At 42.7% G+C, this 13,784-nt stretch carries 10 protein-coding genes; 5 read left to right on the top strand and 5 right to left on the bottom strand.

The window, feature by feature from the left end; genetic code table 11:
• Positions 1-7: 7 nt before the first annotated feature.
• Positions 8-391: a response regulator gene (locus QWZ08_RS10220; RefSeq protein ID WP_290337306.1), complete on the top strand. Its 384-nt coding sequence runs from the start codon at positions 8-10 to the stop codon at positions 389-391.
• Between the two features lie 309 nt (positions 392-700).
• On the opposite strand, the gene QWZ08_RS10215 is transcribed toward QWZ08_RS10220, so the two are convergent.
• Positions 701-1,036 (bottom strand): DUF6616 family protein, encoded by a 336-nt coding sequence (locus QWZ08_RS10215; RefSeq protein ID WP_290337305.1) that lies wholly within the window; start codon positions 1,034-1,036, stop codon positions 701-703.
• 748 nt (positions 1,037-1,784) lie between these two features.
• Positions 1,785-2,894, bottom strand: a complete 1,110-nt coding sequence (locus tag QWZ08_RS10210) for a glycoside hydrolase family protein (RefSeq protein WP_290337304.1) — start codon at positions 2,892-2,894, stop codon at positions 1,785-1,787.
• 325 nt (positions 2,895-3,219) lie between these two features.
• Between QWZ08_RS10210 and QWZ08_RS10205 the strand changes: the two genes are divergently transcribed.
• Positions 3,220-4,044 carry a glycoside hydrolase family 16 protein gene (locus QWZ08_RS10205; RefSeq protein ID WP_290337303.1) on the top strand — a complete coding sequence of 275 codons (825 nt, stop codon included), beginning with the start codon at positions 3,220-3,222 and terminating at the stop codon, positions 4,042-4,044.
• A gap of 354 nt (positions 4,045-4,398) precedes the next feature.
• Positions 4,399-4,992 (top strand): dihydrofolate reductase family protein, encoded by a 594-nt coding sequence (locus tag QWZ08_RS10200; protein WP_290337302.1) that lies wholly within the window; start codon positions 4,399-4,401, stop codon positions 4,990-4,992.
• 330 nt (positions 4,993-5,322) lie between these two features.
• On the opposite strand, the gene QWZ08_RS10195 is transcribed toward QWZ08_RS10200, so the two are convergent.
• The 3 genes from QWZ08_RS10195 to QWZ08_RS10185 are packed head-to-tail and all read right to left on the bottom strand — an operon-like array spanning position 5,323 to position 10,325.
• Positions 5,323-7,845: a glycoside hydrolase family 95 protein gene (locus QWZ08_RS10195; RefSeq protein WP_290337301.1), complete on the bottom strand. Its 2,523-nt coding sequence runs from the start codon at positions 7,843-7,845 to the stop codon at positions 5,323-5,325.
• Positions 7,814-8,707 carry a sulfite exporter TauE/SafE family protein gene (locus QWZ08_RS10190; protein WP_290337300.1) on the bottom strand — a complete coding sequence of 298 codons (894 nt, stop codon included), beginning with the start codon at positions 8,705-8,707 and terminating at the stop codon, positions 7,814-7,816. The genes QWZ08_RS10195 and QWZ08_RS10190 overlap by 32 nt, the downstream gene beginning before the upstream one ends.
• Positions 8,708-8,744: 37 nt before the next feature.
• Entirely contained in the window at positions 8,745-10,325 is a 1,581-nt protein-coding gene (locus QWZ08_RS10185; RefSeq protein ID WP_290337299.1) for an L-serine ammonia-lyase, iron-sulfur-dependent, subunit alpha, read from the bottom strand.
• Positions 10,326-10,719: 394 nt separating this feature from the next.
• Between QWZ08_RS10185 and QWZ08_RS10180 the strand changes: the two genes are divergently transcribed.
• Together QWZ08_RS10180 and QWZ08_RS10175 are read left to right on the top strand one after the other, a co-directional pair.
• Positions 10,720-11,154: a nuclear transport factor 2 family protein gene (locus QWZ08_RS10180; protein ID WP_290337298.1), complete on the top strand. Its 435-nt coding sequence runs from the start codon at positions 10,720-10,722 to the stop codon at positions 11,152-11,154.
• A 383-nt stretch (positions 11,155-11,537) separates the two neighbouring features.
• Positions 11,538-13,628, top strand: coding sequence for an alpha-L-fucosidase (locus QWZ08_RS10175; protein ID WP_290337297.1), 2,091 nt, complete (start codon positions 11,538-11,540; stop codon positions 13,626-13,628).
• Positions 13,629-13,784: the final 156 nt, after the last annotated feature.

Below are 13,784 nucleotides of genomic sequence, written 5' to 3'. Positions count from 1 at the left end.
CGGCACAATGACACCCTTGCAATTTATTATAATTGATAACGATCCGGTGAATAACCTGCTATGTGATTTGGCCATTAAAGATGCAGTCGCCGATGCCGGTATTATTGATTTCACTGAACCTGTTAAAGCTTTCGAATACATCAGTAAAGACACTGAAAGTAATAATAATAAAAAAATTGTATTGCTGGATATCAATATGCCCACCTGGACAGGGTGGGACTTTGTTGACCATTTTGAAGAACTGGACGAAAAAATTAAAAACAGGTTTAAGATTTATATACTTTCCTCTTCTATCGACAACAATGATAAACTAAGAGCGGTAGAAAATAAGAATGTGGTAGGCTACATTGAAAAGCCTCTCACAGAGGAAAAGGTAGTGTCTTTGCTATAAAATACATATACTAAAATATATTGCCTCCGGCAAGGTAATTGTACTGGTAACGCATAGCCTGACCGTTGCATAATTAAACAAAAATTACGTTCTTCCCATTGCACTATATCAATTCAGCACCCGTCGTTTTAATAAAGCCGTTTTGGTTTTATTAAAACCGGGTTTATTAAAACTATTTTTTTATTATAAGCTGTGGTATATTATAAGCACGATACAACTCAACATATGTAATGGAGTTAAATGAGCGACGTAAAATACGCCGGTAAGCGCAATGCAAAAGCGCAAAGACTAATCTACTGAAGTCGTTCGCTAAGCATTAATCATATCGCCCATAATTTCCTGCGGATTGGTTGCATTCCCCATAGCATTCACCTGTTCAAAGTAGTTGTACCATCCGGCACCTTCAACCATTTGTTCAAATTGTTGCGCAGTTTCGATATTCGGGAAAGTCCAGACAGCAAAGTAATCATAGTCCACTCTGCTAAATGTAGCGGACTCATTTTTACCCCAACTTATAATTTGCACGCCGGAATCCATTAATTGTTGAATCGCGGGGCCCAGCGCTGTAAGGTATTTTCCTCTTTCTTCACCGGACATATTTTTCCATGTTGGTTTTGATTTCCAAAGTTCAATGTAAGTAATCATTTTTTTGTAATTTTTATTTTAATATGGAATATAGCTTTTTATCGTCTGCCTGAAAAGTATCTTCTGACAACTATCAATCTGTAATTTGATAAATATATTCTTTAATTTCTGTTTGGCGAACGCTGACAAATCCTTTTTCTACACCAGTTTTTATAAAACCACATTTTGCTAAAACCTTTTGTGAGCCATATTACGGAACGTTTGCTCTTTGCATTTATGCTGACGGTGGGGATTGCCGTTATACAGATAATTGAAAAACCATACCCCGTAACCGGCAATAAATGTAACAAGAAATATTCATTGTTCTTTCTGTGCACCCGTTTCATTTAATCTTCTGCAAAGTGGGAAAGTGCGGCACCAGTAGGGTAAACCGGGGGTCAAGCTACTGTAGCTGGGTTAGCAGATAAGAGGGTGCAAGAAAAATAAAAAAAAGTATTTTTAAAAGTTGAATCAAAAATTTACTGATGGCAACGTCATAATTGATTCAAGCGCTTTGATTTTTTACGGCGAAAGAATAATTGAACTAATTTGGCTTGTCCCTGCGCCAAACGTAAAAACAAGCCAATAAGCAGTGCGCAACAAACGGTGGTCTTTAATTCAAGCGACGCACATATTTGCTGGCGCAGCGTTTCGGTTATGCGCAGTAAATGGAATCAGTGCATTTAAAATTCACTGATTCCATTCAATCAACTTCAGCCAACATTCCCGGAATAAGTAACGACCAGCCATACAAAGCCATTATATAAAACTATTTTGAAAATGTGATATTGCTCTTTCCTTTATCTGCAGAGGTTGCTACGGCGATACCCCGTTGCTCTTTGCTGTTAACAGCACAATAGAAATGGTATACTATGCCCTTATATTTTATTACAAAAGATTTGTGGGCATAGGTTTCGTCATAGGGCTCGCTTGGTTTTACCAGGTCTTCGCCCGTCCAGTCGGTCCAGTTAACCAGGTCGTACGAACAGGCAAAGCGATTGAAGGCAGCATATTTTTTGCGCTCTTTCCAGAATGCGCCGAAATAAAACATCACATAACAATCATCTATTTTTTGAATGATGGCATCGCCGGAAATTCCTGCATGATGATCTATAACCGGCGAGGTACCGTACCGTTTCCAGTCAACCATATTATCGGATACCGCCATGCTGATTCTCTCAGCAGCTTTGCCGGGGTTCGCGCTATCGCCGCGTGCGTTGTAATACATCACAAAAGGGTGACCCGTTTTTTTCGATGCATCCCATATAACCGAGGATTTAAATAACGTACCATTATCATACCATCTGGCATCGGCGTCAGTTGATTTTAACACTGGCGAACCTGTGCGTTGCCATTCATGCGCAACGGCAGGATCTTTGTCAGTCCAGGCCATACCAATGGACAGCCGGCCTGCTTCGTAACCTGTTGTATTACCTCCGAGGTAAGACATCCAGTATTTGTTATCATATTGCTGCAGCTGGTAGTTACCACCCCAATGCATATCCTGCAGGGCATTATAACCTGCTTTTTGGTTGGCATCCCAGCCAGGAGTATCAGCAAACGACAGGATTTTTCCAAGGGTTTTCCATCGTAACAGGTTACTGCTTTTTGCCAGCCATGTTTCATAGCCCCTGCCATCATAAACAATGTAGGTCATATACCAGCTTTTTCCTTTTTTAAAAATGGTAGGGCAATCCAGTTTTTTACCATCATCCGGCGGAACCATTACCAGTCCATACTTATAGGGCGTCTTTACTTCATTGTACACTTTTTGCATCACTTCCTCCGGTACCTGTATGTTGTTGTTCTGCGCCCGTACGAAAGAAAAAATTAACAGGAAAAGGATGGTTAAACCGGGGCAGCGTTGCTGATGCTTCATACTACTTGAGACTATTTTTTTGGGGTGATTGTTTGATGCTACGGTTGTAGCACTGTTGGTAAACGAAATGCAAGCTACTCATTTTAACGTTACCTGCGATTGCAGGATGAATGGACACTTTAGTACGGATGCTGAAAAATGGAACAGCATAAAGGTAGGTTTTCTTATTGCACAGGGCTGTTACAGCCTGCACAGTCGCTTATAATACAGCTACCGGTAAGTGTTACAATCAGCTGCCTTTCAACCCTGTTTCCTGGCAATGGATGGCTACATTTGTGTAAGTGTAAGTATCATCTGTTTTATTTTAAACCACTCATTTATTTTTATGTACAGATTAGTGCTCATGGTATTACTTGCTGGAATTTATTTAACTTCAGCGGCGCAGCAGCAATCAAACTATAAACTTGTATGGTCAGATGAGTTTGAAAAGGAGGGACGACCAGATTCCACTAAATGGGGATACGAGCATGGCTTTGTGCGGAACGAAGAAGCGCAGTGGTACCAACCCGAAAATGCATGGTATAAAAACGGCATGCTGGTAATTGAAGCAAAGCGTGAGCAAAAGCCCAATCCTGGTTATGTACCAGGTAGCAATAACTGGGCAAAAAAAAGAGCCCTGATCAATTACACTTCATCGTGCCTGGTAACAGCAGGTAAGAAAAGCTGGACGTACGGCCGCTTCGAACTAAGGGCACGCATTGACGTCAGCCAAGGCATGTGGCCTGCCTGGTGGACACTGGGTGTTGAAAAGTCCTGGCCTGCCAACGGCGAGATAGATATCATGGAATATTACAAAGGAAAGCTGCTGGCAAATATTGCCTGCCTGGGTAAGGATGGCAACCCCGAATGGTTTAGCCATCGGGTTCCCGTTGACTCAATGGGTGGTACCGCCTGGTCATCCAGGTTTCATGTGTGGAAGATGGACTGGACACCTGCATTTATCGCCTTGTACGTGGATGGGCAGCTGCTGAACAAGGTAGCACTTGATTCGCTCGGGAATAAAGATGGCAATGGTTTCAATCCTTTTAAACAACCGCATTACATGTTGCTCAACCTGGCCGTAGGTGGTATGAATGGTGGTGATCCATGCCGCACAAGTTTTCCACGAAAGTTTGAAGTGGATTATGTGCGGGTGTACCAGCAGCAATAAAAATGCAGGCCTGGTTATGCCCCTTACAATCTGCTGGATGAATTTGAAGCCGGTATATTATTCTGACCTTGCTTCATAACGTCAACAATGTTTCAATGGGGAAAGTTGTGAGGGTAGGCCTGTTCAATGATTATCTGTTTTTACGGGGGGGCAAGGTTTATGATCATGCGAACGGCACGACCCTATTTGCCGGCGCTGCGCTTCCTTTCCTGACTTGACGTAAACCGCCACCAGGAATGTCGCATTTACACAATGTTAGCTGGTTTTTATTGGCGAAATTTGTATGCCTCGAAAATGGAGGAAGGCTACCAAGCCATTTTAAGCATTTTAAAAAATTAAAGGAGGACAAGCAACATGAGAACAATAACAGTCTTATCAATGATAACACTAGATGGCGTACTGCAGGCCCCCGGCGGACCAGGGGAAGATACATCAGGCGACTTTAAATATGGCGGCTGGACCGCACCTTACACGGACGAAGCTTTTGGTAAGGCGCTGCAAAAAGAGCTTCAGCCCGCAGATTATTTGCTGGGCAGAAAAACATTCGAGCTTTGGGAAAATTACTGGCCAGAACATGCAGAATTTTGGCCGGGTATTAATGAAGGCACCAAATACGTGATGTCCGCAACCAGGAAAGCATCAGATTGGAAAAACTCAGTTTTCCTCAACAACTTGACAGATATTGAACAACTTAAAAAGTCGGCTGGTGCGGACATCCAGGTATGGGGCAGTAGTGAGCTTGTCCAGCTGCTATTTAAGCATGATTTAGTGGATCAACTCCGGCTAAAAATTTATCCATTAACGCTTGGTAACGGAAAAAAGTTATTTGGCAATGGACCAATTCCGGCAGCATTCAAATTAACAGAAAGTGTGATTACAACAACCGGGGTTATTATTGCCTGTTACAATCGGGCCGGCCGAGTTAAAACAGGTACTATTGAAGTGTAAAATAAAAACAGGGAACGAACTTGTTGGACGGATAATTTGATTCTTAATGTCTGGTATAAAAAAGCTGCCACTTCTGCGGCAGCTTTTGTTGGCGATTGATATAAGTAAACAAAGAAAGGTGTAACGATGAATACCATCTGTTCTTTGGTACATGGTTAATCAATGTGTCGCTGGCTTCTGATGCAGCAGCATGCTTCATCAGAAGCCAGCCATTTAGGTAAGTTTTTTGCATGGTTTTCATCTGCCAATTAACTATTTAAAACAGCGGCCGTACTCTTCCGGATGTCGCTGATTGCTTATATTTTAAATCTCTCAGCTTGCAATTTTCAACTATAAAATTAATACCTGATAAACCGCATTTTTTTGTGTTTGAAAACCAGCAATATTACCTGGCAACATTGTTAATTTAACCGGCTTTCCGTTGTGGGTTACTTTTACTTTGCCTGGTAAATGAAGTGTACAGATTGCCCCGGCCTTCGACAGGATGCCCGCATGGATTAACCGATTATTTTGCCAGCTAAAATTTAGCTCAAAGCCACCTCTTACACAAACGCCTTCAAAACTACCGGTACTCCATTCCTTTGGTAATGCGGGTAAAAAATCAATGGCGTCTTCATGCGATTGTACCAACATTTCGGTAATGCCGGCCGTTACACCCAACGAACCATCTACCTGCATAGGCGTGAAGCATTTTGCGAACAATTGCAAAAAACATTGGTCTTTTAAATAGCCTTTAAAAATTTTATAGGCTCTTTCACCATCGTACAATCTTGCCCACAGCGACATCTTCCATGCTCTTGACCAGCCTGCTCCTTCATCGCCGCGTTGGTTTAACACCGCTTTGCATGCATCTACCCATTGCGGCGTTTTTTTAACTGACAATACATTGCCCGGGTACAAACCATACAGGTGAGAAAAATGCCGGTGATTTTTTTCAAGCTGCGGCCAGTCTTCACTCCATTCCTGCAGGGAACCATCCTTGCCTGTTTGCGGCGGCACCAATTGTTTTCTTGCCGCTGCCACTTCCACTGCATATGCGGTATCCTTACCCAATAACTTACTTGCCTGCTCATAATTGGTGAAGAGGTCGGATAAAATCTGCATGTCAATAGATGACCCTGCACAGATGGTTGTGCCGGGCAATGTGCTCCCGGTAACTTCATCGAAATAGGGGCCGTTTTTAGGACTGCCCGGAAAATTTTCCGGCGATGTAGAAGGATTGGTAACCAACCATTTTCCGTTGGGATGCTTCACGAGGAAATGCATAAAAAAATCTACTGAACCTTTTAAGATGGGGTAAAGATCTTTTACATAATCAATGTCTCTTGTGAATTTGTAATGTTCCCACAATTCATTGACCAGCCAGGCACCACCCACTGTAAAGGTACCCCAGGTAGGGCCGTCCATGGGAGCTGCCACCCGCCACAGATCAGTGTTTTGGTGTAATACCCAACCGCTGGCTCCATAATGTTCTTTGGCAACCTGCGCACCCTGCTCGGTAACGTCTTTTACCAATTGATACAATGGCGATGCACATTCAGAGAGGTTTGCAGACTCCACCGCCCAGTAGTTCATCTGGGTATTTATATTGGTTGTATATTTTGCATCCCATGGAGGGTTCATATTGTTATTCCAAATGCCCTGCAGGTTGGCTGCCTGCGTACCCTCTCTTGACGAAGCGATCAGGATATACCTGCCAAACTGGTAACATAAAGCCGCCAACTGTGGATCGCTGGTTGTTTGTATTTGGTGCAGTCTTTCATCTGTTGGCAGGAAAGCATTGGTAGTGCCGGGAAAAGTAAGCACTGCTCTTTTAAATAAAAGTTGATGATCGGTTATATGCGCAGCTCTTATATCCGTGAACTTTTTTTGCTGCACATTGCCAAGGTAATTTTGCACACGCTCGTGCGCATTGGCAGATACATCCTGGTAGTTTACAAAGTTGGTAGCTGCTGCAAAATACAACGTTACGGCATTTGCGTTTTCAATGGTCAAAGTGGCATCATCCATTGTTATCCTGCCGCCTTCGGGTATGGCTTTTACAATGGCTTCGTATTTTAACTGACCTTTTACACCCATATAATCGGCGCTCTTACCAGTTAATTTCAAACCATCCTTTCCATAACTATCCATCTGAAAGTAATCGGTAGCATAGTTGGAGTGTGTCTGATTTCTTTCTCCGTGCAGGCTGGCTGAAAAACTGATACTGCCGGGTTTATCCGCAGTAAACCTGATAACGATTACCTGGTCTGGTGCAGAAGCAAAAATTTCCCGCTGGTACTGTACACCACCCATTGAATAAGATACGCCGGTAGTGGCGGTTTCAAGGTTGAGCCAGCGCTTATAGTTACTAACCGAATCCTGTTTTGGAAATAAGAAATGCAAATTAGCCAGCGACTGGTATTTCTGTTGTTCCACAGGATAGCCCATTAATTTTCTGCCAAACAAATTATGCGCCTTTAAGAACTCGCCGTCAAAAACCAGTTGTTGAATGACGGGCAATGTTTTATATCCATCTTTTACTACGGTTGAATAAGGGCCGCCTGACCAGTAAGTATCTTCATTGAGTTGTATAATTTCTTCATCGGTTTTACCGTATACCATTGCACCCAACCTTCCATTCCCCACAGGCAGAGCATCTTCCCATTTTGCGGCGGGTTTTTTATACCACATCAGGGTTGCGGGCGAAAAGTTTTGTTGGTCTATCCTGGCTGACATTGGTTGCTCCTGTGCAAATAATAAAGCGGGCATATGGCAGAATAAGATGATGAAACCCTTGCATAACAAAATTATTTTGCTTCGTTTTTTTAAAGAACCGGTTTTAGATTTTGTCTGGATGTGAGGTAAGTTCATTTGTAGTTGGTTTTTTAAATGCATCTTTAAACATGATGGCGCTGGTAATTAAAATAACGATCATCACCACCGTTTTTAAATGATCGAGTGGCAGTGATTTTACAAAGTAAGCAGCAATTAATACCGCGACCGATCCGGGGATTGCCATCGCAACGGTAGCTTTTCTGTTGTAAGCCCCTTTACTGATAAATTTTGCAGATGCAGGCGGCATCAAAAAGGCACATGAGCCCATCATTACCGGAAACGCCACCTGTGGCGACATACCTAACGCAAATACCAGCGCCATACATGGAGCATACAACCCGATGCCTGCGGTCATTAAAGCACCCAGCAAAAAGTTCACTGCCACTGCTATCATTAATTTATACCCGGTCAGGGCAATGGCATCGCCGCCGCCCTGTATCCAATTCATTTTTGTCGCCAGCATAAAACCAACAGTAACCAGTAATGCAAAACCCATAATGAGGCGGATTGATTTTACCGGCAACGCTGCAATGAAACCTGCGCCCATTAAGGCACCCATTGTTGCGGCCACCAGCATCAATACCAGTGTTAATACATCTACTTCAATGATTTGAATAAATATAAGCGCCTGGATGACGACCGGGATAGTGTTGGTTACGTTCAACGTGCCTGGTAGTATGGCGTCGTCAGTTTGTTTGGTGAATTTTAAAAGAGCAGTTTGTGGGGCAAAAGCGCCAATGCCCAGTACATCAAAGAAGTTTACTACAAAGCCAATGATGGCGGTTATGTAAATGTTTATATTTTCTAAAACAGCTTTATGTTTAAGTACATCACGGGCCAACAGTATTATATATCCAATCCCCAATAGTAAAAGTGTCACCCAGATTATTGTAATCATATCTTTAAAATTGTTACACTTTAAAACTGCGATTGGTTTAACATACTTTAAAAAATGGGGCGGATTGCATCTCCAGTTGTGCTTCTATTTCTTTTGCTGCAGCTGTAACTGACAAGCCGCCTAAATTGGTGCAACGGAGTGTATGATGAATTTCATTTCCTACTTTTTGCATGGTGTCAATTACTTCATCCAATGGAATTAAATGATTGTAATCAGACAAAGCCATGTTAGCGCAGGCCACTGCGTTGGTTGCTGCCATTACATTTCGCCCCAGGCAGGGTGCTTCTACCCGGTTACCGATGGGGTCGCATATTAGCCCCAATGAATTTTGCAAAGCCAGCGATGCTGCAGCCAGCGACTGGTTTAATGAACCATTTGCCATTACCACAATTCCCGCAGCGGCCATGCCTCCGCCACTGCCTGTCTCCGCCATACAGCCGCCCACTTCCGCGGCAAAGGTGGCATGTGCGGCAATAAATACACCTATTAAACCAGCTGCTAACAGGCCTTTTACTTTTTCATCTTCGGATAAGCCAAGCGATTCTCCCATGCCTATAATTGCCCCGGGCAAAGCACCGCATGAGCCGGCCGTTGGCGCTGCCACAATTACCCCCATTGAACTTTTAACTTCCATCATTGCCGACACATACATGATGATGGTATTACTGGCATCACCGCCGGGCAACCGTTTTTTTTGTAACTGTTCTTTAAATTGCAGAGACTGGCTTCCTAATATTCTGTCATCGTAGTGCGTTCCTTTCAAACCCAGTTGAATGGCATTTTCCATGATGCGAAAAATAGCACGCATTTTTTCAAACACAGCTTCTTTGGTAATGCCGCCTCTTTCACTTTCATACTCCACCGCCAGTTCCCAAAGAGAAAAATTTTTATCCTGGTTGTATTGCAACATTTCCCGGCAGGTAATAAAGGGTACGGAAATATTTTTTCTTGCCATGATGGGTAACACCGGTGCCAGCTTTTTAATGCGGTGTACTTCAGTAAATGCAAGCAGCTCGTTGCATAAATTGCCGGGTAAAAATTGCTGTGCTTTTATTTCAATAAAGGAATGTTCACCGGGATGCCATTCCAGTGCATCAACATCCGCTGCTTCCTGCAAAAAGGCCGTAACATTTTCAGGGTGATCACAGTATATCAGTGTTTCAAAATAATCACCTGCCATAGATACAGCAGCGCCATCTATCGAGATCACTTCAATCATTCCGCCGCCGGTGGAGATAGCTACCATTCGCCTGCATTCCTCTTTTGAACTCAATGTGAGCTGGTAGGTATTGGGGTGATTGCTGGCAGTTAACGGGCTGATTTCAATTTCGATTTTAATGCCTGCCCGGTCGATGTGGTCAGCTGAAGCCGGTAGTCTTTCATCATAGGCTTCCCATCCCAAAAAGCCACCAAACAATCCCATATCTGAACCTTGGCTGGTGTGCGTGGTAGCCAGGGAGCCATGTGGGTCAAACTCAATTAAAATATGACTCATCTGACCGTCCATCAAATCGCGGCATAATTTGCCAATTCGTAAAGAAGCAGCACAGTGTGAACTGGATGGCCCCCGCATTACCGGGCCAATCACATCGTTGAATATACTGGGATAGTTGCGCATACAGTATGGCATTTAAGTCTCCTAAATCTACAAGTTATTTTTAATTCAGGCAAAGTATACATCGGAATTGTTGCTACACTCCGGCTTTGCTGCAACACTTCTTTAAAAGCATTGCCCGGAAATGTTACAATTGAAATTGGTTTGGGTGCAGTCAAACAACCTTTGGTAAAAAGTGCACCCCCGTCTTACAATCACCTTGTTACAATACAATTATTAATAGGAGGCAGGATATGCCAGCGGCAAATGGGGTTGATTAGATTGAAGCGTTGGTATAAACCATAATTTTTGTTTTACTTGCGGATGATACAACCATTATCGTATCGGCTGGCAGTGCTGACAAACATCCAACATTTAATGAATTATGGAAAAACAAAATTTTAAATCCCTGATCTGCATGTTAATTTTACTTATTGTTTTGTTTGCAGGTACAAATGTGCAGGCACAAAAAGTAAATAAAGATATCAGGACGATAGAGCGTCTTGAATTGGATTGGCATAATGCCTATGTTTCCCATGATATTAATTTAATAAGCGGCGTATTAGCGGATGATTTTATTAATTTAGGAAGAACCGGCGGACGAAATAACCGGCAGCAAACCCTTGAAAATTTCAGGAAGGATAGCTCCCTTTACGAATATTGTACTCCTTACGATTTTGAATACAGGATATACAAAAATACGGTGATCGTTTTATGTAAGTCGAAAGAAAAAGGAGTTGCAAATGGAATTCCATTTAGTGCCAATTATTTTTCGCAGGATATTTTTATCAAAGAACGGGGTAAGTGGAAATGCGTGCTGGCCAGCGTGGGGAAAATTCCGGAAAAGAAATAGTAAATGAGCCATTATTGAAGTGAAACAAGACAGTTCTTTCAATTACACTGGCCATACAAAGAGTTGAGAATATCGATTCACTTTAAATAATCAAGAAAATAATACACCACCCCTTAAATGTTTTAGCAGTAAAGCTGGCCGTAACAAGAACCGGCAGCTTTGTTTCATTTGCCTTTTGTTCTTCAACAGGCTGGCTAACTAGCCGGCGGGCATCAAATAAGGAACATCCGTCAATACCGAACGTTGTGGCCGATTGAAATTTAGATAATTTTATTTGAATGAAATTAAAAAATGGTAAAGTTTAAAGCGAAAGGATGTAAATTTCCATTTAAAATCACAACTTAAACCGATTAAAAAGTAACAGCTTACCTGCCACCAATCAGATGAATTATAAAAATATTTTTTCAGCCGTTCTCCTTTTTGCTACTGTACATTTTTATGCCGTTGGCCAGTCAAACACGCCAGCGCCTTTCGGACCATTGCCTACAGCAAACCAGCTGGAATGGCAGCAAATGGAGTACTATGCTTTTGTTCACTTTTCCGTGAATACTTATACCGATATGGCCTGGGGAAATGGCGATGAAGATCCAAAAACCTTTAACCCGGTTTCGCTGGATTGCCGCCAGTGGGCCCGTATTGCGAAGGAGGCTGGAATGAAGGGCATTATCATTACCGCCAAGCACCATAGCGGCTTTTGTTTATGGCCTTCAAAATATACGGAATACTCTGTAAAAAATTGTCCCTGGAAAAATGGCAAGGGCGATATTGTCAGGGAGATGTCTGAAGCATGTAAAGAATATGGATTGAAACTGGGTATTTATTTATCACCCTGGGATAGAAACCGGGCAGACTATGGTAAGCCGGAATACATTACGTATTTCCGAAACCAGCTGCGGGAATTGCTGACCAACTACGGGGATATTTTTGAAGTATGGTTTGATGGAGCCAATGGTGGCAATGGCTATTATGGCGGTGCCAACGAAACACGTAAAATTGACCGCACCACCTATTATGATTGGGAGAATACTTATAAACTGGTACGGCAACTGCAACCCAAAATAGTGATCTGGAACGATGGTGGAAGAAGGGCAGACTTGCGCTGGGTGGGTACAGAAGCCGGCTATGTGGGCGAAACAAACTGGAGCCTGCTGGACTCAACCGGTGATGTGCCTGAAGATATGCTTCGCCATGGTGTAGAAAATGGCAACAAATGGGTTCCCGGTGAAGTAAACACTTCCATCAGGCCCGAATGGTTTTACCATAAAAAAGAGGATGGTAAAGTAAAAACATTGCCGCAGCTGATGGAGATCTATTATAACTCCATTGGTCGCAACGCTACTTTGTTGTTGAACTTTCCTATAATGCCCAATGGATTAATCCATCCCAAAGACGAAAAAGTAGTAACAGCATTTGCACAGGCAGTTAAAAAAGCATTTGCTGTAAACCTGCTGACCGGTTGCAAAACTGCAGCCTCCAATTTTCGCGGAAAAGACAAAAAATTTGCAGGGGATAAAGCCATTGACCAAAGCAACAAGAGTTATTGGGCAACAGACGATGATGTGAAGACAGGTTCGTTGACGATGCAGTTTACAAAGCCCGTTACTTTCAACCGTTTCATGGTGCAGGAATATATACCATTGGGCCAGCGTGTAAAATCATTTACGGTTGAAGGATTTGTAAATGGTGCATGGGAAGAACTGGCAAAACAAACCACCATTGGATACAAGCGCATCCTTCGCTTTCCAACAGTGACCGCCACCAAACTTCGCTTTACTGTTACTGATGCCAAAAGCAGCCCGCTTATTTCCAGCATGGGTATCTATAATGCACCACAAATATTGGCGCCGCCGGTTGTAGTTCGTGAGCGGTCAGGAGATATCACTATCAAACCTGCAGATGCTGAATCTCAAATTTATTACACAACAAGTGGCAGTAATCCTACGCCGGCAACAGCTGCAAAATACACCGGTCCGGTTAAAACGGGTGATGGCAAAGTGATGATAAAGGCGATTGCCTGGGATGCAAAAACGGGGAAGTCCAGTTCGGTAACAGAAGAAAGTTTTGAGATAGCCAGGAAGAACTGGAAAATAATTGGCATTATTGATACGACTGTCAATAACATATTGGATGGCAACCCGGGCACACAATGGTACCAAAACAATAGCATGCAACTACCGGTTGACCTGGTAATCGATTTAGGTAAGATGGAAAACGTGAGTGGCTTTAAATACCTGCCAGATCAAAACTGGTGGGCTTCGGGTATTATCACCAAATATGCTTTTTTTATTTCTCAGGATGGCGTTAAATGGACAAAAGTGAATGAAGGCGAATTTGCCAATATTAAAAACAATCCTTTGTTGCAATCAAAATCATTTGCTCCCCAAAAGGCACGCTTCATAAAACTACAGGCGCTTCAAAATACGCAAGGTGACAATAGGGTAGGGTATGCCGAATTGGAGGTAATTACGGAGTGATATCAGGTTGCTGCACAAGCCTGGGTATATACAACACAATAAAAAAAACAAAATGGACAAATGGAAATATAATCCGGTTTGTCCATTTTGTTTTTTAGCGATTATCAGCCGATCAATAATGTCTTCTGCAAAGCAATCGTATGGGCGCTTTTAAGT

This window comes from Ferruginibacter paludis (assembly GCF_030409685.1).
Classification (GTDB): Bacteria; Bacteroidota; Bacteroidia; order Chitinophagales; family Chitinophagaceae; genus Ferruginibacter; species Ferruginibacter paludis.
Note: the sequence above shows the minus strand (reverse complement) of the source record. Positions and strands in the feature narration are given on the sequence as shown.